The organism is Mycoplasma zalophidermidis, assembly GCF_018913985.1.
GTDB classification, from domain to species: Bacteria; Bacillota_I; Bacilli_A; order Mycoplasmatales; family Metamycoplasmataceae; genus Mycoplasmopsis; species Mycoplasmopsis zalophidermidis.
This window is the reverse complement of record NZ_JAHMHK010000004.1, coordinates 60,124-86,413: the sequence shown is the minus strand read 5'-3', so window position 1 is coordinate 86,413 and position 26,290 is coordinate 60,124. Positions and strand designations below refer to the sequence as shown.

The window sequence follows — 26,290 nt, the reverse complement described above, 5'->3', positions numbered from 1 at the left end:
AGTGCTATGCAGTATTATAAAAGTTATATTAACGAATTGTATTGAAGTGCAAAATACAATGATTTTATTAGTATAAATCCAGTATTTAATGCAATTAATGACGATCAATATACGAGTGAAGAATTTAGGGAAAAATATATTACTAATGGTTTTGAGCAAGCGTATAGAGATATATTAGGCGATTTTGAATATAAAAGTGAAGTTAATATTGCTAACATTGAAATTAGTGAAGATAAGCAAGGTATTTATATCTATTTGAATCCAAAAACAAGTGAAGATATTTATAGATTACAGCAGAGATATTTTTTAAATGTTAAGTTTAGTGATGTTGATTCTAGTGCAAAAACTTTAATTAATTTAAATCTAAATCAAGAACTATTATTGAGTTTAGCTCGTGATAGTTTGTTAGTGAATATATTAAAAAGTTAAATCAAAATATAAATAGAATTTTCACTAATGATATGGAAGAAATAAGTAAATTAAACATTTCTTTGAGCTTTAATGTAGATACTAAAATTTTAAATATTGATGTTAAAGTTAAAGAGGAATATAAAGATAGGTACAGAATTGAACCTAATAACACTTTTATATTGCAAATTGAAGGTTTTGCAGATGAAGAGTCAATAAATAGCAATGAAAACAATATTTTTGAAGGTCTGGTTGTGGATGATATTAATTTGTCAGGCTTAGATGATTATGATGAAATTAAAAGCTTTATTTTAGAGCAAATAGCTATCAAAATACCACATTTAAAATTAGGTACTGATTATGAAATTAAAAATTTAGATACAGTAATTAAACAGAGAATTAAACCACAGATAAATGTTTCGAATGTAAACTTACCTCGTAAGTCATCATTGGTTTTAGAGGCATTAAATGGTAGAAATGGCGTTTTTTATGTGGGAGTAATTAATACGACGAATAAAATTATTGATAATGATATAGATCTTAAAAACATTAAAATCGATGACTTGATAATTAACGAAAATAATATTGTTGGGTTAAAAACGAAGGTAATAGAATATATCACAGATGAATTAAATAAGTATGGTTTAAACCTTAATTACGACGTGAGAATAATAAATTACAATGAAGGTATTTGGTATTTGTCAAAAGGGAAATCAGCAAAATTTGATTTTATAATTGAAGGTATTAATAAAAAAAATAGAAATACTACTACTGTAAATATTACAAATCATGCAGAATTTGTTAATGATGAAAACGGAAATAGGATTCTTTATGATTTAAGTTTAGTTGTTAAATGAGTTTTTAAATATAGTGAAAATGATTTAGGCAATTTAAGAAATAAAATTATTAAAAATGTTTCTGATTTTCTATATCAGAAATATAAATTAGAGAGAGATAGAAATTAATGAAGGTTTGTTTCTTTAATCTAATTTTACCACAATTAACTCTTTCTAAAAAAATTTTTTAGGGCGATTTAATTAATCTAAATACTATCGTGTTATTAGTAGCCCCCCAGAGCAATAATATATATTGTTTATCGGGCGTGCGCGCGTATTTACTATGCAAAACTAAATTGATAATAATTTAAACTCAACTTCTCTCAATTTAAATTTTCTCTCTGTGTAGTAGTTCCCCCCTAGAGCAATAATATATATTGCTTATCGTGCGTGCGTGTATCATATTTTAATAATTTCATAAATAAAAATTAGATATTTGTTTGATTTATAGATATAACTTAAAAGTTATTTTATTTGCATAACTATAAATACCCATAAAACCACGTTTAAATCATCTCTATTGAAAAGTTTTGCTAATTTAATGGTTATTTTTCTTTATTGTGAGTTATTTATGCTTTGTAAGCGATTTTTTAAACTCAATGATAATTTTGATTATTCGCTCAAATGATAGGCTCAAATTCTACATTTTTTAGACTTGAACTCTCTAATTTAAAATCAACAAAATTACATTTAGTATTTTTATTAATATTAATTAGATTTATAAGTGTTTTTAAAGAAAATATCGAATATCTTTTTCGATAAATGGCTTTGTATAATGAAATTGTTGTTTCTGCTTGTGCTGTTATGCTATTAATATGAAATTCTAAATTCTTACAATTTTTGTATATGAATTTAATAAAATTATTAATTACTTTCCTTTTACTTTTGATTAATAAATCTGATTTTGCCAAATAATCTAATTTGTATAAAAAGGTTTTCTTATCATTTAAAGAATTGTAAAGTCATTTTTTGGCTTGTTTGTTGTTTCAAACTCTACTTTTCTTATTCCCTGAATAAACAAATAACTTTTTCTTAAAAATTTCATTAAATCTCTTTTTAAAGTGGTAATAGTCATAAATATGTTTAGCGCTTAATAAAGTTGCTAGGTTTTTAAAATAAACTGCTCCATCTGATAAAAGATAAATTTTAGTTTCTGTGTTTGTTATGTAGTATTTACTGATAATTGACTTAATAATGCTTGCTCTTGTTTGATTAGTTAGTTTTAAATCGTCATTTGTAGTATAAGTTTCATAAAAATATAATGGCGTTTTATTTGTATCTGTAAATATTTTCATAATTTTTGTATTTGATTTATGAACTTTATTTTTTATTCTAACTTTACCAAAACAATCGTCTATTGATATGTAAATTTCATTTGCGAACTCTCTTTTTCACTCTATTTTTTGATTAGTATTGTATAAATTAAGTTTTTTAGAATAATACTTACATAAATTTCAACTAATTTTTGCAAATTTATTCCTAATAAGTCCGCAATACTGATAAAAAGTGTCTAAAATTAGTTTTGTGTCGTATTGCTTCCTAAACAAATATTTATATTTTTCTGGATAATATCGAATATATCACCTTTTATTATTTTTTAAATAATAAGCCAGATTTAAAAAAATCTGACTTATAAGAAATATTATTTTGAGTTAATTTTAGTGACTACTTCAGATAGCTGGTCTAATGAGTTTATAAAAAATCCTGATGAGTTTTTATGACCTCCTCCTCCAAAATAATTTGCTATTTTGTTAACATCGTAATACGAACGTGACCTGATTGAACAGCGATATTTACCTTCTACATTTTTAAGTATACAAAGCGATACTTCGGTATCGGTAATATCTAAAAACGAGTTAACTAAAGGTCTAGCAATATCATTTGGAATAATTTCTCTGCTTATTACATAGGTGATAATACCTTCGGTTTTTGCGGTTGATATCGTTTCAAAAATGAGTTTTTTCTCTTCCTTGTTTAACTGCATTTGGAGAAGAACTTCTTTATATTCTAAACCTTGTTTAAGCAAATATGACATCGTACTAAATGTTGTTGAAGAGATGTTTCTTTCCGTGAAATTGTTTGTATCGGTCAATATTGCAACCGCCAATCCTTTTAAAGCTTTTTGATTTAATTTCAAATTTAATGCCATTACCATTTCTGTTAGTAATTGACCAGTAGCAGGTCAATAGTCACCACCAATTTCAAATTTTCATTTTTCTTCACAAGGATGATGATCAAATTTAAGCGATTCTTCGGTTATGACTCTTTTGTCAAATATTCTTTTCTTTACAGATGTATCTACGACCACAACTAAAGATTTATCAAAAAATTCATCATCTACTAATGACAATCTATTTTCAAATAAAAAATTTAAATTTCTTGGACAGTCGCCACCAGATATTTTTACTTCTTTAACGTTTTCACAGTTCAATTCAATAATTTCTTTAAACGCAACTGCCGAACCAATTGTGTCGCCGTCTGGGTTTGTATGAGTGCATAACGTAACATATTCATGTTGATTAATTATTTCTCAAAATTTTTTAAATTTTTCTTTCATATTCATAACATTATTATACAAGTAATCTTTATAACTATAAGTCCATTAATATATATTATAGGTTACGTGTTAAAAAATATAATTATGAATAGGTAAAATTATTTTTAAAATTTAATAGTTTACGTTATAATAGCGTAGCAATACATAAAGACAGTAACTGTGTTAACTTAATTTGTTACCGAATGTATACCATAAACATATTGTCTATATTTTATAATCGTATTGCGAATTATTAATTACGAAAGGGGGAAACTCCATATGAACGCAAAAGAATCTAAATTCAAATTAATGAAAAAAGAACAAGCAAAAATGATTTCAAAGAAAATCAAAAACACTAAAGGACTTGTTGTTGCTGAATATCGTGGACTTTCTGTTGCTGAATTAACAGAATTGCGTGTTGAAGCTAAAAAAGCTGGCGTTGAGTTAGTTGTTTTTAAAAATCGTATTTTCAAATATGCACTTAAAGATACAGATTTTGAATCTTTAGGAGACCACTTAGTTGGACCTAACATTTACGCTTTTAGCAATGAGGATGAATTAGCTGCCGCTAAAGTATTAAATCAATTTGCTAAAACAAATAAATTATTAGTACTTAAAGCTGGTATTTTCGAAGGAAAAGTTATCGATGCTAAAGGTGTTGCTGAAGTTGCTTCATTACCAAACTATGAAGAAGCACTTGGCATACTTGCACGTTCACTTATCGCTCCTCTACAACAACTATCCCTTTCTTTAAAACTATATAGTGAAAAAGAAAGCGAATAGTAATTCAAACAACAATTTAATCGAAAGGAAACAATAAAATGGCTAAATTAGAAAAAGATACATTTATTTCTGCTTTAAAAGAAATGTCAATTAAAGAAGTTATGGAATTAGTTCAAGCAATGAAAGATGAATTCGGTATTGACCCTTCAGCAGTTGCCGTTGCTGCAGCTCCTGCAGCTGGCGAAGCTAACGAAGAAAAATCATCAGTTAACGTTGTTATTACTGCTGACAACGGTAAAAAATTACCAATTGTTAAAGTAGTTAAAGAACTATTAGGATTAGCACTAATGGATGCAAACAAATTAGTTTCAACATTACCTGCTGTAGTTAAAGAAAACGTTACTATGAACGAAGCTGAAGAACTAAAAGCAAAACTTGAAGAAGCTGGCGCATCAGTTGAATTCAAATAATTTCTATAACAAGAATAATATTTTAAAAGGCCTTTTGGTCTTTTATTTTACTTTTTCGGTTATCTAATAGGCTAAAAAGGAAAAATACACATAATTTTTTTGTGGTAATAGTCCCTTAAAATTTTCATATTTTGACCGATACACTATAAATAAGCAATTAAATAATTAGTAAAATAATTACAAATAAATAAATATCGAAAAGAAATCATGAGGAGGTAAACATGAAAAAAATAGCAATTAACGGATTTGGGCGTATCGGACGCCTTACATTACGTCATTTATTGGAAACAAAAGAAAAAGACATTGAAGTTGTAGCTGTAAACGATCTAACAGCACCCGAAATGTTAGCTCATTTACTTAAATACGATACAGCATTCGGACCATTATCAAATGACATTAAAGTTGAAAACGGATCTATTTGAGTAGATGGTAAAGAAATTAAAGTATTTGCTGAAAAAGATCCTGAAAATCTACCTTGAGGCGAATTAGGAATTGACATCGTTCTTGAATGTACTGGTTTCTTCGTAAAAAGAAATCTATCAGAAAAACACTTAACTGCAGGTGCTAAAAAAGTTTTAATTTCAGCTCCAGCAGGTTCAGATGTTAAAACGGTTGTTTACAACGTAAACCACGAAACATTAAATGCGGAAGACACTATCGTTTCAGCAGCGTCATGTACAACTAACTGTTTGGCACCAGTTGTTAAGGTTTTAGTTGATAATTTTGGTGTTAAAAATGGATTTATGACAACAGTTCACTCATTTACTGGAGACCAAATGTTGCAAGATGGTCCACATAGAAAAGGTGATTTACGTAGAGCTCGTGCAGCAGGACAAAACATTGTTCCTTCATCAACAGGTGCTGCTAAAGCAATTGGTTTAGTAGTTCCTGAAGCATCGGGAATTCTAGATGGTTTTGCTTTACGTGTTCCAACAATTACTGGATCATTTGTTGATTTATCAGTTCAATTGGAAAAACAACCAACTATTGAAGAAATTAATGCAGCATTTGAAAAAGCTGCAAACGAAACATTGAAATATAACACAGATTTAATTGTTTCATCAGACGTTATTGGTTCACACTTCGGTTCAATATTTGACTCAACATTAACAAAAGTTAAAGAAGCTAATGGTGAAAAAATTTACAAAATTTTTGCATGATACGATAATGAAATGTCATATGTATCACAATTAGTTAGAGTTACAAAATTAATGGCAAGTTTTAAATAATAATCTTTTTACGAGTGCTCGACACTCGTTTTTTTATTTATCCATTCATTTAAAAATGTTCAATTAATATTTCGAAAATTGTCCAATTTAATGTTATCTTTTTTTAACAACTTAATAGATATTGGAATTACAACTATATTTAATGTATCTTTATTGTTGTTCCAAAATATTGAACGATTATTTTTTATATCCAAATTGTATTTATTGCCGATTTTACAGTGTAATGCAACAATTTTATTTTCTAACGGTTTACTATAAAGGATACATTCGCTTTGCTCAAATGCGTTTGGTTTGTCAAGGCTCTTTTTAATTTTGAAATTAATAAAAAAACCTTTATCTTTAAAGCGAGAAGTAATCCAATTAATTGCTAAAAGTTTTTTCATTACTATACGTTTTTTGTTTTTTGTTAATAATTGATTTATGTTGCTATAACTTAATCTGTTAAAATAAACATCACTAATAAATTCATTTACTTTGTAATTGTTTTTAATTTTATTTTTAATTTTTGATAAACCTAATGAGTGAAATATAAAATTTTTGTTTCAGACAACTTCAATTCGTATTTGATAATTAATTCACTTGTTTGGTCAACTCATAAAACTAATTGACTTTGTTTTAATAAAAGTTGAAAAATAAGAAATTAAAATAGATTTAAATGTGGTGTTATTTATTTGCATATTATTTATTCGTTAGTAAGAATGCATAAACAAAAAAACGAAAAAATTCAATATTTTTACTGAAAAAATGCAATACTTTTATTTTAAATATATAATAATCATATATATTAGGAGGTTGCATGATTAGATATTACTCGACATTTAGAAATGATAAATTCGTTCTTAAAGCAATTAGCAAACAACAAGCTGAAAAAATAAGCGATAAAATATCACAAAAACATGGAAAAATTACAGAATTCATGGATACTAAAATTGCCTATATTTTTGTTGAAAAAGAATTAAGTTATTCAGATTTGGTGCAGTTAATTGATAAAAATATCGTTACAGGGTATAGAGATTATCAAATCGAATTAATTACATTTACAAACAGTCTTTTGGATATGGAAGCTGTAATTAAAGCTTTTTATTCAAGGGTATTTTTGTATGAAGCTGTTTTATTCAATAAGAAAAAAGAAGCACCAGAAAGAAGACAATTTACTTTCCTTTTTCCTGACGCTTCATATGTTGACATTGCTCATAAATGTGCGACAATTGCATTAAATAAAAACTCTGCAAGAAACTTACAAATAATGCCTGAAAACTTCTGCAATTCAGAAAAATTAGCTGATTTTATTGCTGATGAATTCAGTCAGAATAAAGATTTGGAAATTACAGTATTAAATAAAAAACAAATTTCCGATTTAAACATGGGATTGTTATTATCTGTAAACAAAGGTTCTACATTTGCTCCGAGGGTAGTTGTTATTGAATACAACGGAAATCCTAATTCCGATGAAAAAGTTGTATTCGTCGGAAAAGGAATAACATTTGATACTGGCGGGATGAATACAAAAGGATATCACATGGAAGGCATGAAGTTTGATATGTCTGGTTCTGTTATTGCTGCTTACGCAGTCAAAGCTGCTGCTGAACTAAAGATTAAAAAGAATGTTTCGGCCGTAATGTGTATTACCGATAACCGTCAAGATGGCGACGCTTCTTTACCTGAAAATGTTTATGAATCAATGGCTGGAATTTCAGTAGAAGTAACTGACACAGATGCTGAAGGACGTCTAGTTCTTGCTGACGGATTATATTATGCCGCAACAAAATTAAACGCAACAACATTAGTTGATGTTGCTACGTTAACAGGCGCATGTGTTAGTGCTCTAGGACATGAATATTCAGCAATTTATTCTACAGATGAGGAAAATTGATACATTTTCAATAGTGCTGCTGCTAACGCTAAAGAAAAAGTCTGAAGAATGCCAATGCATGATGATTTTCACGAACCAAACACTGCAAGTTTAGTGGCTGATTTGAATAACTATAATAATGACGAAACATCGGATCATAATACAGCCGCAATGTTTTTAAAACAATTTACTAATAATGTCCCCTATATTCACTGTGATATTGCAGGTACTGCCGATTTAAAAGGAAAACCTTTAGGGGCCTTATTAGATACCTTGGTTGAATTTGCAATATTAAAATAAAAAACACGTTTCCGTGTTTAAATCTGAAAAATGAAATAATTCAATATCTTGTAAGTTCGTGTTTTACACTCCTTAATTTGGAGTGTTTTATTTTTGTAAATATTTACTGATAAAATCCGCAATTCAATCTTCATTTGATGTCTTGTTTGAAACAAATGTTGCGCCATTCAAAGCATTTTCCATTGAATTTAAAGGTGCGCAAGATAAAGCGGTAACTTCAAATGTTGGCGCATCATTGTTTGCATCTCCAAATGAAACAGTTCGATTTAAATCAATATTATATTTGGCAACTATCGATTCTAACGCTTTTGCTTTTGAGCTAGGTTCTCCAACATCGAAGAAGTTTTTTTGAGTTTGTACACCAATTAATGATTTAAATTCCTTGACATAATTAGCAAATTTTAAAATGTCTTGTTGTTGGTGAGAATCAAAAGTTACTAAAATTTTACAAATTATCTTACCATTCAAAAATTCTCGACCCGGATTCAAGGCTCAGTGCTCGGGTTTCATCATTTTTGAGTAATCACGTGATTTGAAATCTTCGGAATTCTCTACATTTACTCCGACAAGACCATTATTTCAAAACACATAGTAGCCTAAATTTAATTCTTCACATTTATCCATTAATAATTTCGCATCATGATCTTTTATATTGAAGTTTGAAATCAACTTCATTGTTTTATGGTTGTAAACCATACCACCATTTGCACATAAGAATGGCAAGTTATATGGTATTAGTTTAAGATAATTTTCCAACATAAATATTGCTCGACCGGTTGCAATGCATATATTTTTGCCTAATGCTCTTAGCTCATTAAGCTTATTAAGATTGTTAGGTACGATATTTTTTTTAGAATCAAGCAATGTTCCATCCATATCAAAAACAAAAGTATCGAAATCCTTTATATTTAATTTTTGTGTCTTGAATGAAATGAATTCAGAAACATTGGTAATTTTAACGATTATTTCTTCTTTAGTAGTTTGATTATTAAATCTAAATAAGGGTATCAAACTTAACTCAGAATCATTTTTTATTTCAACTAAATTATAAAATTCTTTCTTAGTAAGTCTTAAATTTTTTTTGAAAGAGATAAATTTCTCATTACTTAAATCAATATTTTTTTTCATATTTTTTTCTCCCTATATTACTAATTTTATTACTTTTTTGCACCTTATCAATCGTTTAAGTACTAATTTGCAAGGCGAATTTAGTACTTATTAAATATTAAAAAAAATTTTAATAAATACTTTGAGGGGTGTTTTGATATGGTATAATAATCTTGCTTTTTAAACAAAAAGCGTACCAGCGGAGAAGTAGCTCAGCTTGGTAGAGCGCTTGGTTTGGGACCAAGTGGTCGCAGGTTCAAATCCTGTCTTCTTCACCATTGGGGGGATTAGCTCATTTGGCTAGAGCACCTGCCTTGCACGCAGGGGGTGGTGGGTTCGAATCCCATATCCTCCACCATTATTATGGCGTTGTAGCTCAGTTGGTTAGAGCGTCCGGTTCATACCCGGAAGGTCAAGAGTTCGACTCTCTTCGACGCTACCATTATATGGAATTATCTAACTGTTATGGACCTATAGCTCAACGGTTAGAGCAACCGGCTCATAACCGGTCGGTTACCGGTTCGAATCCAGTTAGGTCCACCACGGGTGATTACCCAAGTCCGGCTGAAGGGACTAGTCTTGAAAACTAGCAGGGGCTTCACGGCCCGCGGGGGTTCAAATCCCTCATCACCCGCCATTTGCCTTAATGGCACCCAATTAAAAATATCACATCGCGGAGTGGAGAAGCTCGGTATCTCGCAGGGCTCATAACCCTGAGGTCGTTGGTTCAAGTCCAACCTCCGCCACCAAATGGTCCAGTGGTAAAGTGGTTTAATACGCCTCCCTGTCACGGAGGAGATCGCGGGTTCAATCCCCGTCTGGACCGCCATGTTGGCTCTGTAGCTCAGTAGGTAGAGCAACGGATTGAAGCTCCGTGTGTCGCTGGTTCGATTCCTGCCGGAGCCACCATATGATGAAAATCGCCCCCAAGCAGGGCTTTTTTTTCGCGATTTTATTTAAAAACATAAAATTTATGACTCCAAAACCTTTGGTAAAGTATGCCGAAGGTTTTTGTCTTTATTAAATTGGTGGTATTTTTCATCTTTGTTATATGATTAAAATATTATTAAGGAGTTTAATTATGAAGAAAACAAAGTTTATTTTTACAACAGGTGGAGTATTAAGTGGATTAGGAAAAGGAGTTACTGCAGCAAGTATGGGCAATTTATTAAAGGCTCAGGGGTTCAATATTTTTGTTTTGAAGCTTGATCCATATTTAAATATTGATCCTGGAGTTATGAATCCGATGGAACATGGAGAGGTATATGTAACTAGCGACGGTGGAGAAACCGACTTAGATTTAGGTCACTATGAAAGATTTATAGATGTTAAATTAACAAAAGAATCTAACTTTACAACTGGTCGTATTTTTACTAGAATTTTCGAGAAGGAAAGAAAGGGAGAATATGGTGGTAAAACCGTTCAAATTGTACCTCATGTAATTGATGAAATAATTGACATTATAGTATCATTAGCAAAAAATAAGCAACCAGATTTCATGCTAATTGAAATTGGTGGGACTGTAGGAGATTTAGAGTCAAATCCTTACATATATGCAATAAGCAAATTCGCCAGCTTATACAAAAAACAAACAATGTTTGCACATTTAGCTTTTGTGCCATTTTTAACAGCCTCAAAAGAATACAAATCAAAACCAAGTCAAGTATCTATTGCTTCTCTTCGTTCATTTGGTATAAACCCTAATTTATTATTGTTGCGTTCACAGGGAGATGTTGATTTATCAATAATAAAAAAAATTAGTGAAAATGCTTTTTTAAAACCTGAAAACGTTATTAATATTCCTGATAAAGCAAACATTTATGAAATTCCATTATTTTTGGAAAAATCAGGTATTATCGAAATTATTTTTAAACACTTTAATATTAAAAAACCTATTATTCAAAATGCTAACAATGAATGAAACGAATTTATAAAAAAATATTTATCAAAGAGGCAAAAACCAGTTAATTTGTTATTAGTTGGTAAATATACTGGTCTTGAAGATGCATATTTATCTATCGTTTCTTCGTTAAAAATTGCTGCAGCACATTTAAATGTAGAATTGAATTATGAATTAGTTGATTCTGAGCAAATAACAGATAAAAATATTGAAACAATGTTTAGTAATATTGATGGTGTTATGATACTTCCCGGTTTTGGTGTTAGAGGATTTTATTCTAAAGTTGATGTAGCAGAATATACACGGAAAAATTTAATTCCAACACTAGGTATTTGTTTAGGATTTCAAGCTATGGCGATAGCACAAGCTAGAAGATTAGGAATAAAAAACCCTACAAGTAAAGAGTTTGCTGATAAAAAAGTCAAACAAAATTTTGTGTTAACTCCGTTTTACGAAAACGGAGACACGATGAAATTGGGTGGTACACTAAGATTGGGTGAAGATAAAATTATTGCCTTACCAAATTCTTTAGCGCAAAAAATTTATGGTCAAGAAATGTTTTATGAGAGACATAGACATAGATATGAAATTGCTGATAAATACCGTCATTCTTTAGAAGACGAGGAATTTATTTTTAGCGGAATACATCCAGAGTTGAAAGTAGCCGAAATTTGTGAGGTTAAAAATCACCCTTTTTATGTAGGTGTTCAATATCACCCTGAATTTACAACTAGAGTCTTAAAATCTAATCCATTGTTTAATGAATTTTTAAATGCTACTTGGCTAAATAAATCTTCAAAATAATCAATTTTATTGGAACATTGCACAGCAATGTTTTTTAATTTTAAATTTTAAAACTTAGAATGATGAAGAACTTAAAATAATGCAAAAAAATGTGGAAAATACGTCAATAATTAGGTATTTTAAATGCTATTTTATTATCCAAATGTAATAAGTATATAATTTACGTAATTCATTTTTAAGGATGTATATATGAAATAAAATAATCATTTAAATTATTATTAGACTAAGAAAGTTAATTTTGTTTTATATTTTCAGCTTTTTAAAATTTAATAATGATTAATGGATTTGGGAGGAATAAAAAAATGAAGAAAATGAAATTACTATTAATAGGAAGTGGGATAGTAGCTGTTGTGACACCAACTTTATCTGCTGCTTGTTCTTCTTCTAAAGAAAACTGAGTTTTAGACTTTGAATTAAAAATTGCTAATGTGGATGCAAAAGATATTCGCAACGTTTATGCAAGCTCAATAAAAAAAGATGAAATAAAGGTAGTATCATTAGACGAAAACGACAATCAAATCAATGAATCGGTACAAATTATTAATGTTATGCCAGATGATAGTACAGGTAAATTAACTGTTAAATTTAGTTTTGTTGATAAATATAATAAAACGGTCGAAAAAACAATTTGAATAGAAGGTTTTAAAATACTAAATGCTAATGAAATCAATGAAAAAGCCAAAACTGTTAAATTTAATATAAAAAATATTGAACAAGAAAACCTTCAATATGAAATAGCTTCTGATTTCGGAATTGAGAATGTTCTAGCGACAAATTACGATGTTAATGAATGTGATTTACATATTATTTCAGTAATTGCAGATAATCAAGAAGGAAAACTTTTAGTTAAATATTTATTGCAAATTAAAAATACAGACATTAAATCTAATGTAAATGAATTTGCGATAGAAGGTTTTAAAAAATCTGATTTAAAAGTTGTTTCTGGCAACGAAAATATGAAGAAATTACTAGAAAAGTTAGAATTCAAACATAAATTAGACAATAATTACCGTTCATATATTAGTTCAAAGATTGATAAAAATATGTTTTATGAATTATTTGGCGAAAAAGGTAATATTGATAATAAAGTAGAAATAACTATACCATTTGATAGTTTAATTATCGAAAAAAGCGATGATAAACTTGGCACATTAACAATTAAATATGATGCAATTGTTAAGGACTTAGAAAATAAATTGGTTGAACGTTTTTCTGACGTTGAAAAAACATTTGATTGTTTCAATAAATACACTTCAAAAGAAGATATGATCGATTACTTAACAAAGAAGGCAAAATTCGAAATATCTAAACCTAATACTAAAATTAACACTGTGTATTTAGAAGAAATTAAAGAATTTATTGGAGACTTTATTATCACTGTCAAAAATGATCCTAACAGTGATATTGTCCTACCAATAGACACATTGAATGAAGTATTTGCCTTAGAAGTAACAGAAATTGATGGTGATTATAATGGTAATTTGACCTTTAGCTTCGGAATTACAAATATTTATGATTACAATCTTGATGATGTCAAAATTGAATCAAGACCATTTGGATACAAACCTGGATTAAGCATTCAAAATGTAGTAAATAGATTAACATTAGATCTTAAAGATAAATCTGCAAAGAATGTTTTTGATTATTTAAACGAACACAAAGACAATCTAAAAGACCAATTAATCATTAATGTTGATGGCAAAAGCGAAGAAGAAAGTAACGAATTATTAGCTAAGTATGGGGTAAAAGTTAATTCTGTAGAAGTTGCAACTAAAAATCTTAAAGAAGGAAATCTTGATTTAAATATTTCACTTGCCAAAGATTCTTCTTTTGGAGAACCAACTGAACAAGATTATATGCATAGTGTCAATATTACTGGATTTACTAAGATTGAAAAGCTTAATGACCAACAATTAGAAAGTATATTAAGCACTTTTAAGTTTAGTGTTAGTGATAAATCATATTATAGTGATTATGCCAATAACGAAACTAAACGTAATGCAGTAATTATTACTGTTGATGGTTTTGCAGGAATTAGTGAATCAACATTAGAATCATTAGGTATTGGTATCAATAAATTAATCGCTAAAGAAAAAACGACTGAGGGCGGAATCACTAATTATGTTACATATAATTGAGACGACTCACATAGAAAAATAACTGCTTCGGTAAAATATAATGCTGACGATGATAGTATTAAAACATATTCATGATCAATTCAACTTAAAGATGGTGATTTTAATACTGATGCAGAAAAAATGATTCAAGAATTAGGAATAAAAATTCCAACTGATAAACCAGCTTGAATGCTTACTGAAAAAGATATCAAAATGAATGAATGAACTAGTGAAAAAGAATTTAGTTCATTGCCTGGGGCAACGCTACAAGAAAATAAACATAATTTTTTCACAATCGGTTATGTAAAAACCAATACTAAAAAAACAGCTGACAAACACCAAAAATCTCTAAATCTTTACAAAGAAGGAAAAATGCCTTTAGTATTCAGTTTTAGATTGCCTGATCAAACCATAAGAAAATACACCAAAGTTTACGAAGGTTTGAAATATGAAGAAATTAAATCAATTCTAGATGTTGCTAAAGAAGGCAAATTATTTATAGTTGATAAATCAGCACCTGAATATAAGAAAGAAATTAATAAACTTGAAGAGTTTGCAAAGGATAGAAATGTTAATAAACCTTATGGATACATAAAATTCAATAGTAAAAATAATAGTTTCACATATGGTACCAATAACAAGAATGCAAACAATAATATGAGTTATTTAAAATTAAATGAAACGTTTTTAGATATTTATCAAAGTGAGGTAATTCCTGTTGGAACTGTTGGCAACCGTAAAGCTCTTTATTTAGAAAAAAATTCTGATGGCAAAATTGTTGTCAAATTTAAATTGCATTCAGATACCTCAGACCCTAAACAAGTATTTGAAGTAGTCTTAAATTAATATGAATAAAGTTTTTAACTTAAATACTTTAGCTCTTTCGTTTTTAGTGCCTTCAAGCATTATTTGTGCTGCTAAATGTGATAATAAAAATGCTAATAATTCATATCTAGAAAAGATTGCATCTAGGTTAGTCATAGAACCGACAGAGTTAATAGATTTCAAATCAACCGATCCTAAAAATGTCATTTCAAAATTAAATGTTGAAAATTTACCATTAGGTTATGAGATTTCTTATATTGAGATTAAACCAAACGGAAGTGTAATTTACTCACTACGTAAAACCGGTTCAGACCAAGAACCACAGACTTTTGAATACAAAATTAAAGAAGACGCTGTTGCCATTGATAAAAATACAAGACTAGTTTATAAAAAAGATTCTTATTATAGTTCATTAGAAGGTCTAAACGGTAAAGCGCTTTTTGATGAGTTATTAAAATTGCAACAATCTAAAATAAGAGGTATTAAGACGTATGCCTACCTATACAACGTTTATAAAGATGCTTTTCTTGACAAATACTACGAAAAAGATAATACCATTTTAGATATTTATTCAGAAAATCCTAAAGGCCAAGACCCTTATTACTTCACTTACGAGTTTCACGAAGGAAAAGATGCTGACGGTAGCAGTGGGAAAAGTCGTTCAAAATCTGGTGAAGGTTCAAAATACAACAGAGAACATATTGTGCCACAGTCATGATTTGGTAAAGTTGAACCAACAAGAAACGACGCCCACTTTATATTTCCAACCGACAAACTTGTTAATAATGAAAGAGGGAATTATCCGCACTATATCGTTAAAAATCCAACTTTTATCAGTCGAAATGGTACTAAAGTTGATAAAACCAACGGAATTTGTGAGCCAATAGATGAATTTAAAGGCGATGTAGCCCGTGCTTATTTCTATTTTGTTGTTACACATAATAATTCAATTTCTAATGATTTATTTGAAAACAGTTTTCCATACATAACTAAAAAATATCTTGAAGTTTATAAAAAATGGTCTAATCAAGACGATATTGACGCATTTGATGTAGATAGAAATAATGCAATAGCCAGACATTATAATGGACTACGTAATCCATTTAGTGATTATCCTGAGCTTATCGATTTAATTTGATTTAAAACTGATTCTAAATTTCACAACAAAGGAATAGCTATTGCTATTAAATAAACCGCAAAAAAAGAGTGAGCATTTCTCACTTTTTTTGATATTGAAGCGAATGTTCTATATAATATTAAAACTTAATATAAAATTATATTAATTATATATACAGAATAAGGAGCACCATGTCGGAAAAAAATTACAAAGACACTTTAAATATGCCTAAAACTGATTTTGAAATGCGGGCAAATTTAACAAAGAAAGAACCCCAATTTAGACAATTATGACTTGATAATCAAATCTACAGAAAAGTTTTAGAAAAAAATAAAGGCAACCAACCTTTTATTTTACATGATGGGCCTCCATATGCGAATGGTAATTTACATATTGGACACTCATTAAATAAAATATTAAAAGACATAATTATTCGTTATAAATCAATGAATGGTTTTTATACCCCATTTGTTCCTGGATGAGATACTCATGGTTTGCCAATTGAGCATAAAATGCTACAAGAGGCTCATTTATCTCAAAATGAATTATCTCCAGTTGAATTACGTAAACGTGCTAAAGAATATGCTTTAAGTCAAGTAAAAATTCAAATGGAACAATTTAAAACAATGCAACTTTTAACTGATTTTGAGAAAATTTATATTACTCTTGAACCGCATTTTGTTGCACAACAACTGAAATTATTCAAGAAAATGGTAATGGATGGTTTAGTTTATAAAGGACTAAAACCAGTTTATTGATCTCCTTCATCACAATCAGCATTAGCTGAGGCTGAAGTTGAATATAAAGATATTGATAGCCCTAGTTTATATGTTGCATTCGAAGTTTCTAAACCTTCAGGATCTAAATTGAAAGAAGGCGATAGATTAGTTATTTGGACAACCACTCCATGAACATTGCTTGCAAACTCTGGAGTTGCAATAGGTGAAAAATTTGTCTATTCAATTGTTGAATTTGAAAATAAAAGATACGTTATAGCGTCTGATTTAGTTCAAAAAGTTTGTACAATATTTGGTTGAGAAAATTACAAAATTGTTGATGAATTAAAGCCAAGTGAAATTGTTGATTCAATATATACAAGTCCATTAAATAATAATCCAAGTCCAGTTGTAATTGGTCACCATGTTACATTAGAATCTGGTTCAGGTTTAGTTCATATGGCTCCATTATTTGGCGAGGATGACTTCTTGATTGGACAAAAACATTCATTGAATATGATTATGCATATTGCTGATGATGGGAAAATTAATGAATTTGGGGGTTCTTACGAGGGTCAATTCTATTCAAAAGCCGATAAATTAATTATTGAAGAGTTATCTAATAAGGGTCTAGTTTTAAAATCAGGAACTATTAATCACTCATATCCACACGATTGAAGAACTCATAAACCAATTCTTTTTAGAGGTACACCACAATGGTTTGTTTCTATTGAAAAAATTAAAGACAAAATTTTAACTCAACTTGAAACAGTTAATACTTATCCTGAATGAGCTAAGAAAAGATTGAGTAATATGATTTCTAACCACAATGATTGAACAATTTCACGTCAAAGAACGTGAGGAGTTCCTTTGATTATTTTTTACGATAAAGACTTAAAACCTGTATTTGACGAAAAAATATTTGACCACGTTATTGAGTTAATTGGAGAATTTGGGCCAAATATTTGATGAGAAAAAGATGCTGATGAATTATTACCAAAAGAATTCAAAAATTTAGGTTTTACTAAAGAAATGGATATTATGGATGTTTGATTTGATTCAGGTTCTACTTCTATTGCTGTAGAAATTGATGAAAACATTAAGCCACCATACGACCTTTATCTTGAAGGAAGCGACCAATATCGCGGTTGGTTCAACTCATCATTAATAAATTCAGTTGCTTACAATTCAGTTGCTCCTTACAAAAACTTGATTTCACATGGATTTGTGTTAGATGGTAAGGGTGAAAAAATGTCAAAATCTAAAGGAAATACTGTAGATCCGTTAAAAGTTATTGAAAAACATGGCGCTGATATTTTACGTTTTTGGGTTGCTAACAGTGAATATACAAACGATATCACAATCTCAGATTCAATATTGAATCAAAACTCAGATTCATACAGGAAAATAAGAAACACCATCAAATTTATGCTAGGTAATTTAGATGGTTTCAAATACGATCAAACATTACCAAGAAAAGGTGTTCATGAATTTATTAAAGAACAATTAGAGCAAGTAAGAGCCAGTGTATTAAAATCATTTGATGAATACAAGTTCATTAACGGTATCAAGTTAATCAATAATTATGTTATTGAATTGTCTAGTTTCTATTTAAACTTCACTAAAGACATTTTATATGTTGAAGAGTTTGATTCAGTTAATAGATTAATGACATTGACTAACTTTTACGAAATACTTGAATTTTTAATTACAATTCTAGCCCCGATAACACCAACTACTTCAGAGGATGCTTATACTTATTTCCCTAAAGAAAATAAACAAATCTCAGTACATTTAGAAACAATTACTAGAGAAAAAGAAGTTGATGAAGAAGTAATTAAACAATGGGATGAATTCTTTGAATTAAGAGATAAAGTTAATTTAGCTATTGAAAACGCTATTAAAGAAGGTCTAATTAAACGTAGTAATGAAGTTAAATTGACATTAAAACCAGAATCAGAATTTATTGAATCTCTAGACTTAAAACAATTACTGATGGTTGGTATTGTTGAATTTGGTGATGAATTCAAAATCGAAACATTTGATTCAGCAAAATGTCAACGTTGCTGAAATCATTTCTTACCAGCACAAATAATTAATGATTTATGTCCACTTTGTGTCAAAGTTATGAGTAGCAAGGAAAAAAATGAGTAAAGAAGTCAATGGTAACAACTATAAACCAAAACCTACATGAGATGAAAGAAAACAAAATATAAAATCCAAATTTACAGAATTTAAAAACTATTTAAAAGATAAATGGTTGAATCATAAAAAACAAATATTAATTAACTATTTAATATTCACAATACTTTTTATTATGTTATTGGCTATTGACCAAATAACCAAAGCCGCATTGTTTAAATGAGCTGATTTTAACAACTATAAGGGTGATAGAACAGTAATATATGAAGGTGCAATAATTGGTGTAAGATCTGTTGAACACTATGGAGTAACCGTACTTCCATGAGAAAATAAAGCAACAATTATAATTATTCAAATATTAAGTATTATTATGTTTTTAGCTTTACTAACTGTACCATTTTTTACAGAGTCAAAAACTATTGTTGTAATGATGGCTTTATTGTGCGCAGGTTCAATCGGAAATATGTTAGATCGCTTCTTGTGGGCAGGACATGTTAAAGATATTTTCTTTTGTACCTTTTTAGAAAAGTGACAGGGAAAAGAAATAGGAACATTTAACTTTGCTGATGTTGTTTTAGTTGGTGGTTGCATTGGGTTATTAATTTATTTTGTAGTTTCATTAATTGCAGAATACGTTAGTGAAGAAAAAGAAAAAAATAATGCTTCATTGACAACTGATACAAATCAAGATAATAAAAATTCTGACACCGATGGTTTAGACGAAAAATAATATTTAAAAGCAGCCAAATTTGGCTGCTTTTTTATTATTTTGATATAAAAAAAATACTCGTTGCCGAGTATTTAAATGAGTATTAAACATGTCTTTTTAGATTAAAGTATGTTTTTTCACCATCGAATTTGCTTGTTTCACCTAATTCGTCTTCGATTTCTAATAGACGGTTGTATTTTGCGATTCTATCAGTTCTTGATAATGAACCAGTTTTGATTTGTCCGGTGTTTAAAGCAACTGCTAAGTCAGCAATTGTTGTATCTTCGGTTTCACCTGAACGGTGTGAAACTACACAAGTAAAACCGGCTTTATGAGCTAATTCCATTGTGTCTAATGTTTCTGATAATGAACCAATTTGGTTTAGTTTAATTAGAATTGAGTTCATAACATCTTTTTTAATAGCTTCTCTTAAAATTTCTTGGTTTGTAACTGTTAAGTCATCACCGACAATTTGAAGTCTATCACCTAAACGTTGATTCATTAGTTTGAAACCATCTCAATCACTTTCTGCTAAACCATCTTCAATTGAAATAATTGGATATGTATTTACTAATTTTTCATAGTAATCTACAAGTTCTTCAGTAGTGTATTCTAATTTAACGTCTTGTAAGTGGTCAAAGCCATTACGTTTTTCATCAATAGCTTGTTTTAGTTTTTTGAAAACATATTTTTTAGCTTTTTCATCGTAGAATTCACTAGCTGCTGGGTCCATTGCAATTGCAACAGCCTTTTCTCCAGATGTAGCAGGAACAAGTCCGGCCGCCTTAATAGCTTGTACCATGTAGTCAAGAACTTCTTCATGTGATTTTAAGTTTGGAGCATATCCACCTTCATCACCAACAGTTGTACCGTGTTCTTTTTTCAATAATTTACCTAAGTTATGGAATACTTTGTTAGCCATTTGTAAAGCTTCTCTAAATGTTTTAGCCCCAACAGGCATGATCATAAATTCTTGCATATCAACTGTGTTTGATGAGTGAGCACCACCATTCATAACATTTAACATTGGAACAGGTAGTGTTCTTGCATTAGTACCACCAATGTATCTATATAAAGGTAATCCTGCTTCTTCAGCAGCAGCACGAGCGACAGCTAATGAAACTCCTAAGATAGCGTTAGCACCTAAATTTGTTTTGTTTTTTGTGCCGTCCAATTTAATCATTGTCATATCAATTAGTCTTTGTTCGCTAACTTCAAGACCAATTAATTCTGGTGCAATAATTTCGTTTGTGTTAGTTACGGCTTTCATAACACCTTTACCGCCGAACCAGTTGTCCTTAAATTCAGGAAATGCTGCATCTCTTAATTCACAGGCTTCTCTTGTACCTGTTGAGGCGCCTGAAGGCACCATAGAAACACCTTGTGCACCCAATTCAGTTGTAACCTTAACAGCGATTGTTGGGTTACCTCTTGAGTCAAGAATTTCTCTTGCGTAAATATCTATAATTTTTGACATATATACTCTCCTATTTTATTTTTATTACTTCTATGTTATTTAAAATTATATTACTTTCAAATTTTTCCAAATTATTTAGTTCATTTTCTAATTTAATAACATCTTCAAAACGTGGTTTAGTTACTGGCTCTTTTGGAGCAAACATTTCGCACGTTTCATTTGCTTTTTCAATGCTTATTTCGTAGGTTCCGATTTGTTTTGCAATATTTATTGTTTCTACCTTATCTTTTGTTAATAAAGGACGCAAAACCAATTTTGAACTAGATTGATTAATAACAGATAGTGATTCTAATGTTTGCGAAGCAACTTGTCCAAGATTTTCACCATTTGAAAGAGCTATAAAATGAAGTTTGTCTGCTAAACTGGATGCAATTCTATAAAAACTTCTTCTTAACAATGTTATTTTAAATGCCTGATTTGATACAAGTGCAATGTAATTCAAAATATTTGAATAATCACATAAATAAAACATACTTTTGCATTGATAGTTGTTTAATTTAGCAATCAATCTTTTCATTTTATCAATTGTTTTTTCATCGGTTTGTGGTGGAGAAACAAATGAAAGGAAATGTACCTCTAAGCCACGTTTCATTAATTCAAAGGCAGCCACTGGCGAGTCGATGCCGCCGCTCATTAAGTGTAATACACGACCTGAAATTCCAACGGGTAGTCCGCCAAGTCCGGGTGTGGCGTCTTGAAAAATAAATGTTGATTTATCTCTCACCTCCACAAAAATTGTTTGGTCTGGATTGTGTACATCAACACTGATATTTGGGTGGTTTTTAAGAATAAAACCACCTAATTGCATGTTGATATCTTGACTAGAAAGCTCAAAATTTTTGTTTGAACGTCTGGCAGAGATTTTGAATGTTTTAGAATTAAAATCAATCATTTTGTTAGCGAAATCAAATATTTGATCAATTTTATTTTCACATTCAACAACCGGACTATAAGAACTTATGCCGAAAATGTATTTCAATTTATTCATATTGTGTTGAGAATATGAAAGATACATACGATCAAATTTAGCATCTGGTCGTTCGCCAACAATGTTTGTAATGTTACGGGCTAAAACATCTATAAAATTTTGTCTATTTTTACCTTTAAGCGTTAATTCCCCGTAACGTATTAATATCTTAGTGAACATCTAATTTCTCCCTTCTAATTAAGTCTTTAATCAATTGGAATGCCTCTTTGTATTGTTTATTTTGGATTTTTTCAAGACTTATTTTAATCAGCGAATCAATATTTTCATTGTTTAATCTGTATATTGATGCTGAGTTAATTAAATCCAGAGCCATAAATTTATATGTTTGAGCATAATAAATCAATTTACACAATTCTAACAGTCTATCAGCAAAAAACGTTAGTTTGTTTTCTTCTATTGCTGATTTTGATGTGAAACTTTCATTCATTTTGATTAATTGTGTAATTGCTTTTTCATTGGTTGAATTCATCTCTAATAAATCTTTATTTGTGATAACAAACAAGTACCATATTTGTAAAATATTTAAATAGTATTGTTGATAACGTTTACTTTCTTCGGCGTCATTATATTGTTTAATTAAATAGTTAAACTTATTTATTCATTCAATCATTGAATTAATGAACGCGTCAATATCTAGATATGATACATTTGCTTCACCATTTGTTAAAGCTGTTTTAATTTTTGCAAAATCTTGTTTTAAATTTACGAAATTAGCAATTATTTGAGTTTTTTCATTTTGTTTGTACTCATCTGTAATTAAAACAAAATTATTAGTGATTAATTCAATTTTATTCAGATTTTGGTTAATTAATGAGATATTATTACCAATAAAATTTGACAATTCTTGCTTGGTTTTTAATTGTGAAGTCAAAACACTGTAATGATATAACCAAGCACGAATTCTGGAGATTGTTGTTTGGTAGGTTTCTTTAATAAAATCATCTTGAATTTTAACTAAATCACCGTTCAGTTTTGTGTAATTGGTATTGCTTTGGTCTAGATGTTTAATTTGATTTAAACATTCAGGAAGATAACTAAAACTCAATCATTCCATATTAACCATGTGGCTGACTTTTTCAGCAAAAATTCTTACCTTACGGTCATGTTCGTTTAAATCTTTGGACACATCTTGAATTGCCTTACTAGTTCTTTGAGATTCTAGATATGAAGTTTTCTTTCGTAACTCGTTTAGTTCATTAATTAAAGAATTATAGGAAATTGGTAGTTTATCTTTGCTTTCATTGATTATTTGTTCAAGTGTTTTAATTACTTCATAGGCATTTACCGCCACTACTTCGATAGCGTTTCAATGTTTGTTAAGAGAATCACTTAAACCACTGAATTGTTGATTTAAATTATTGTAGTCTTTAAAAATGTTAGTTGCCTTTTTGTGTAATGATTTAGCCTCATTTAAATTGTACTTTGTAATTGCTTCATTCAAATTTTGCAAGACAGGGTTAATTTCTTTGGTTAAATCACACATTTTTGAGTACATATTATTCAGTCTATTTTTCAAATCCAAGTAATTAGTCATTGTTGCTGATAATGTCCTAAATCTGTCAATAGTAGCCGAGTTACTATAGTTTGAACTTTTGATCGCTTGCGTTCATTTCTTCAGGTGTTCATTGAAATATGATAGTTTTGTTTTGCGGATTGTTAGATAAATCAAGAAACCTTCAAGTAGCAGAGCAAACAAGAAAATCAGCATTGAAATAGTTAAGATAATTGTTTTTTTATATTCCATAATTATCAATTATATATAAAGTATTTCATATTAATATTATTTATTAAACTATGAACTAGCTAAATATAAAAAAAATCAACATATTATGTCGAAAGAATTGTTTTTATTTTTGTTTCCAAATTGATATTTATTTCGCATAATAAAATTAGGGTTTCTTACAGTTGATTATGGAAATTTGCTTAGCTATTAGAACTATTGAGTTGGTAACTAGTTCGATAATTTCTTTACGTGACTACTTAGCGTAATATGTGTTTACAGTAATCAATAAATAGATAATTTGTTCTTCCAATATAATATTCTCCATTATTTTAATTATTTATTTCAAAACTAGATTTGTCGATTTTGAAATAAAAAATCTGATTTCTCAGATTTTTATAAGTGCACTGGATTATTAATTGTTACGTGAGTTGATACTTTTGTAACCTTCGACGATTTTATCTTTGTAGAAACCACACATTTCACAAACTTTGTGTTGTTGTGTTAGGTTAGTACAGTTTTTACATGCCACTAGGTTTTGTACTACTAAAGTGTCATGAGTACGTCTTTTATGTTTACGTTGTTTCGAAGTTTTACGTTTTGGAACTATAGCCATGATTCCTCCTTTAAATATTTATAAGATCTTATTATTTATTTAAAATAACGTAAAGTTATTATAAGACAAAACAACAAAAACAAAAACATAATAATAAAATATTTGTTAATAAAAATTTAATGTATCATATATAGCGAATAACATAAAGAGTTGCCTAGTTTGACAGCAGTGAGGCATGCCAACCCCAATTTTGGAAGGTGGAAAGTCAGGGAGAGATTTCTTCAACATGTGAATCTTTTTAAACTTAACTCTTTGTTTTATTTAACGCAAAAGGAGTTTTTTATTTATGAAAAATATTAATCAAAACATTTCTTCTGATAAAGTAAGAAATTTATTTACGTCAGAAAGTGTCGGACAAGGACACCCGGACAAAATATGTGATCAAATATCTGATCGTATCCTAGATGCTTATTTAGAACAAGATTCAAACGCCAGAGTGGCGATTGAAACAATGGCGACTGGTAATATTGTTTTAATAGCAGGCGAAGTTAGTTCAAACGCTAAGGTTGATGCTATAGCAATAGCAAAATCAATATTTGATAAACTGGATTATCCGACTGTTAACATTAAATTCATAACGGATATAAAGCAACAAAGCCCAGATATTAGCAGAGGCGTTATCTTATCAGATGATGAAATTGGTGCGGGTGACCAGGGTATTATGTTTGGTTATGCTTGCAGCGAAACAAGCAATTACATGCCCCTTGCTATTGCCTTGGCTCACGAATTAGTTAAACACGCAGATAAATTACGTCAAAACGGCCAATTTAAATGAGCGAAGGCAGATATGAAAAGCCAAGTAACTGTTGAATATGATGACGAAGGTAAAATACTGGATGTCGACACAGTTTTAATGTCAATTCAACACGATGAAAATTATAATGATGTTGAATTCAAAGAATTTATCATTAATAATATAATTTCAGTAGTTTTAGGAAAATATAATTTTAAATTACCTAATAAAATATTAATAAATCCTACTGGTCGTTTTGTTATCGGTGGACCAATAGGAGATACTGGTTTAACCGGTAGAAAAATTATTGTTGATACCTATGGTGGATACGGACGCCACGGCGGTGGAGCGTTTTCAGGAAAAGATTCAACAAAAGTTGATAGAAGTGCGGCTTATGCTTGTCGTTGAATTGCGAAAAATATTGTAGCTACCAAAAAACTATGCAACTGAATTGAAATCCAGGTATCATACGCAATTGGTGTGGCTAAACCCGTTTCGATTAACGTTAAAACAGATGGGAATCGAAATGTTGAATTAATCAAAAATATAATTACCAGCATTTTTGATTTACGTCCACAATCAATCATTAAGGAACTAGATTTAAGAAAACCAATTTTTGGTGATACCAGTTATTTTGGGCATTTTGGCAGGGATGATTTAGATTTACCTTGAGAGAGAACAAATAAGGTTAAAGACATTGAAACATATTTAAAACATAATGGTTTTTAAAGATTTCTTTATGGTATAATAACCGACAGACAACGTTAAAACATGAATTAGGTCTATGATTAGCTAAATAAATTCAGCAAATCAATTCAAAGGGAGCAAAAATGAGAAAAATTGTTAGATTAAAAAATAAAGAACGTGCTGCAAAAAGACTACACAAATTGCAAAAAGAACAAGCAAGAGATGAACGTAGAGCAGCTAAAGCACAAGCTTAATTAGAACTTTATTCATATTATTTA

The 26,290-nt window shown here is 29.4% G+C and carries 18 protein-coding genes, 8 tRNA genes and 1 pseudogene; 19 read left to right on the top strand and 8 right to left on the bottom strand.

The genetic code is table 4. The features are described from left to right. A pseudogene (locus tag KQ878_RS04535) lies at nt 1–1,358 on the top strand (Mbov_0399 family ICE element protein); the annotation flags it as partial. Nucleotides 1,359–1,834: 476 nt separating this feature from the next. Here KQ878_RS04535 and KQ878_RS02920 read toward each other — a convergent pair. Both KQ878_RS02920 and KQ878_RS04420 read right to left on the bottom strand, forming a co-directional pair. After that, a complete protein-coding gene (locus KQ878_RS02920) occupies nt 1,835–2,539 on the bottom strand; it encodes a hypothetical protein (RefSeq protein ID WP_216505573.1) in 705 nt (234 codons plus the stop codon). A 347-nt stretch (nt 2,540–2,886) separates the two neighbouring features. Next, nucleotides 2,887–3,807 carry a DHH family phosphoesterase gene (locus KQ878_RS04420; RefSeq protein WP_308506971.1) on the bottom strand — a complete coding sequence of 307 codons (921 nt, stop codon included), beginning with the start codon at nt 3,805–3,807 and terminating at the stop codon, nt 2,887–2,889. Nucleotides 3,808–4,059: 252 nt separating this feature from the next. Between KQ878_RS04420 and rplJ the strand changes: the two genes are divergently transcribed. The 3 genes from rplJ (at nt 4,060) to gap (ending at nt 6,202) form a co-directional block, all read left to right on the top strand. Further along, the gene (gene rplJ, locus KQ878_RS02910; RefSeq protein ID WP_216505574.1) at nt 4,060–4,563 is read left to right on the top strand and encodes a 50S ribosomal protein L10; all 504 of its coding nucleotides are present in this window, start codon (nt 4,060–4,062) and stop codon (nt 4,561–4,563) included. A gap of 38 nt (nt 4,564–4,601) precedes the next feature. Beyond that, a complete protein-coding gene (gene rplL, locus KQ878_RS02905) occupies nt 4,602–4,973 on the top strand; it encodes a 50S ribosomal protein L7/L12 (protein ID WP_216505575.1) in 372 nt (123 codons plus the stop codon). A gap of 221 nt (nt 4,974–5,194) precedes the next feature. Then, entirely contained in the window at nt 5,195–6,202 is a 1,008-nt protein-coding gene (gap, locus tag KQ878_RS02900; RefSeq protein WP_216505576.1) for a type I glyceraldehyde-3-phosphate dehydrogenase, read from the top strand. Between the two features lie 8 nt (nt 6,203–6,210). Here the strand turns inward: gap and KQ878_RS02895 are convergent, their stop codons facing one another. After that, nucleotides 6,211–6,798, bottom strand: coding sequence for a hypothetical protein (locus KQ878_RS02895; protein WP_216567900.1), 588 nt, complete (start codon nt 6,796–6,798; stop codon nt 6,211–6,213). Nucleotides 6,799–6,998: 200 nt separating this feature from the next. On the opposite strand from KQ878_RS02895, the gene KQ878_RS02890 reads away from it, so the two are divergent. Next, nucleotides 6,999–8,354: a M17 family metallopeptidase gene (locus tag KQ878_RS02890; RefSeq protein WP_216505578.1), complete on the top strand. Its 1,356-nt coding sequence runs from the start codon at nt 6,999–7,001 to the stop codon at nt 8,352–8,354. 87 nt (nt 8,355–8,441) lie between these two features. Here the strand turns inward: KQ878_RS02890 and KQ878_RS02885 are convergent, their stop codons facing one another. Continuing rightward, on the bottom strand, nt 8,442–9,482 hold the full coding sequence (locus tag KQ878_RS02885) for a Cof-type HAD-IIB family hydrolase (protein WP_216505579.1): 1,041 nt from the start codon (nt 9,480–9,482) through the stop codon (nt 8,442–8,444). Nucleotides 9,483–9,662: 180 nt separating this feature from the next. Between KQ878_RS02885 and KQ878_RS02880 the strand changes: the two genes are divergently transcribed. The 13 genes from KQ878_RS02880 (at nt 9,663) to KQ878_RS02820 (ending at nt 19,812) form a co-directional block, all read left to right on the top strand. Continuing rightward, nucleotides 9,663–9,739, top strand: a tRNA-Pro gene (locus KQ878_RS02880). 3 nt (nt 9,740–9,742) lie between these two features. Further along, nucleotides 9,743–9,819: transfer RNA gene (locus KQ878_RS02875), tRNA-Ala, on the top strand. A gap of 7 nt (nt 9,820–9,826) precedes the next feature. Beyond that, nucleotides 9,827–9,903, top strand: a tRNA-Met gene (locus KQ878_RS02870). Nucleotides 9,904–9,928: 25 nt separating this feature from the next. Continuing rightward, a tRNA-Ile gene (locus KQ878_RS02865) sits at nt 9,929–10,004 on the top strand. Nucleotide 10,005: 1 nt separating this feature from the next. Beyond that, nucleotides 10,006–10,098, top strand: a tRNA-Ser gene (locus KQ878_RS02860). Between the two features lie 35 nt (nt 10,099–10,133). After that, a tRNA-Met gene (locus KQ878_RS02855) sits at nt 10,134–10,210 on the top strand. 3 nt (nt 10,211–10,213) lie between these two features. Beyond that, nucleotides 10,214–10,290 (top strand) — tRNA-Asp (locus tag KQ878_RS02850). Between the two features lie 4 nt (nt 10,291–10,294). Further along, nucleotides 10,295–10,370 (top strand) — tRNA-Phe (locus KQ878_RS02845). Between the two features lie 172 nt (nt 10,371–10,542). Next, nucleotides 10,543–12,165 (top strand): CTP synthase, encoded by a 1,623-nt coding sequence (pyrG, locus tag KQ878_RS02840; protein ID WP_246526119.1) that lies wholly within the window; start codon nt 10,543–10,545, stop codon nt 12,163–12,165. Nucleotides 12,166–12,467: 302 nt separating this feature from the next. After that, on the top strand, nt 12,468–15,128 hold the full coding sequence (locus KQ878_RS02835) for a hypothetical protein (protein WP_216567899.1): 2,661 nt from the start codon (nt 12,468–12,470) through the stop codon (nt 15,126–15,128). Between the two features lies 1 nt (nt 15,129). Continuing rightward, nucleotides 15,130–16,299: an endonuclease gene (locus KQ878_RS02830; protein WP_216505582.1), complete on the top strand. Its 1,170-nt coding sequence runs from the start codon at nt 15,130–15,132 to the stop codon at nt 16,297–16,299. A 116-nt stretch (nt 16,300–16,415) separates the two neighbouring features. Further along, nucleotides 16,416–19,094 (top strand): isoleucine--tRNA ligase, encoded by a 2,679-nt coding sequence (ileS, locus tag KQ878_RS02825; protein ID WP_216567898.1) that lies wholly within the window; start codon nt 16,416–16,418, stop codon nt 19,092–19,094. After that, a complete protein-coding gene (locus KQ878_RS02820; protein WP_216505584.1) occupies nt 19,087–19,812 on the top strand; it encodes a signal peptidase II in 726 nt (241 codons plus the stop codon). Before ileS ends, KQ878_RS02820 begins: the two co-directional genes overlap by 8 nt. An 82-nt stretch (nt 19,813–19,894) precedes the next feature. On the opposite strand, the gene eno is transcribed toward KQ878_RS02820, so the two are convergent. The 4 genes from eno to rpmF all read right to left on the bottom strand — a co-directional run bounded on the left by eno (nt 19,895) and on the right by rpmF (nt 24,592). Continuing rightward, a complete protein-coding gene (gene eno / locus KQ878_RS02815; protein WP_216505585.1) occupies nt 19,895–21,268 on the bottom strand; it encodes a phosphopyruvate hydratase in 1,374 nt (457 codons plus the stop codon). A 10-nt stretch (nt 21,269–21,278) separates the two neighbouring features. Then, nucleotides 21,279–22,415 (bottom strand): tRNA uracil 4-sulfurtransferase ThiI, encoded by a 1,137-nt coding sequence (thiI, locus tag KQ878_RS02810; protein WP_216505586.1) that lies wholly within the window; start codon nt 22,413–22,415, stop codon nt 21,279–21,281. Further along, a complete protein-coding gene (locus tag KQ878_RS02805) occupies nt 22,405–24,000 on the bottom strand; it encodes a hypothetical protein (RefSeq protein WP_216505587.1) in 1,596 nt (531 codons plus the stop codon). Before KQ878_RS02805 ends, thiI begins: the two co-directional genes overlap by 11 nt. A 391-nt stretch (nt 24,001–24,391) precedes the next feature. Beyond that, entirely contained in the window at nt 24,392–24,592 is a 201-nt protein-coding gene (gene rpmF, locus KQ878_RS02800; RefSeq protein WP_216505588.1) for a 50S ribosomal protein L32, read from the bottom strand. Nucleotides 24,593–24,878: 286 nt separating this feature from the next. Between rpmF and metK the strand changes: the two genes are divergently transcribed. Then, the gene (gene metK, locus KQ878_RS02795) at nt 24,879–26,054 is read left to right on the top strand and encodes a methionine adenosyltransferase (protein WP_216505589.1); all 1,176 of its coding nucleotides are present in this window, start codon (nt 24,879–24,881) and stop codon (nt 26,052–26,054) included. Nucleotides 26,055–26,290 lie beyond the last annotated feature (236 nt).